This window comes from Methylobacterium nigriterrae (assembly GCF_037106235.1).
Classification (GTDB): Bacteria; Pseudomonadota; Alphaproteobacteria; order Rhizobiales; family Beijerinckiaceae; genus Methylobacterium; species Methylobacterium nigriterrae.
Map to the genome: position 1 here is coordinate 1 of NZ_JBAWTG010000531.1, position 484 is coordinate 484.

A 484-nucleotide genomic window follows, 5' to 3' on the forward strand; every position below is an offset into this window, starting at 1 on the left:
TCACTCCGCTTCCGAGACGAACAGGTACGTCGCAGCCGGGTGGGCCGCCGCGCTGGCCCGATGGGTCACGCTCTCGACCCGGAAATGCTGATAGCCCTCGCCGCTGTCCTTCGGCACCGAGATGGTGTCGCCGGGCCTCGGAAGGGTGGCGAACTCGTATCGCCCGACCTCGGTCTTCTCATCCTTCCAGACCTCACACGCGTTCGCCATTTCCGCTCTCCTGTTTCGCACCCAGCTACCCCAGCGGCTGGTGAGTCTTGAGAGGCTGGACAGTGCCCCAGCCGCCGCCTACGGCAGCTGGGGTGAGGCTTATTGGATATGCTCCAGGCGGACCGCTCCCCCGCTGGCTCAATAAGCCCGGTTTGACCGTTCAAACTGAACCGGGAGTGATCCTCCTCTGAATGAGTGGACACCTCTGCTACGCTCCCATGGGGGCTGGAAGGTGTCTGATGGGGACAACGAAACGAACGTTCACGCCGGAGTT

1 protein-coding gene is annotated in these 484 nt (G+C 63.2%); it reads right to left on the reverse strand.

What is annotated here, in order from left to right:
• Entirely contained in the window at positions 1–210 is a 210-nt protein-coding gene (locus WDW90_RS38100; protein WP_336492871.1) for a hypothetical protein, read from the reverse strand.
• Between the last annotated feature and the right edge of the window lie 274 nt (positions 211–484).

Coding starts and splice junctions, on each gene's coding strand:
- WDW90_RS38100 (WP_336492871.1), bottom strand. CDS start 210: ATGGCGAACGCGTGTGAGGTCTGGAAGGATGAGAAGACCGAGGTCGGG.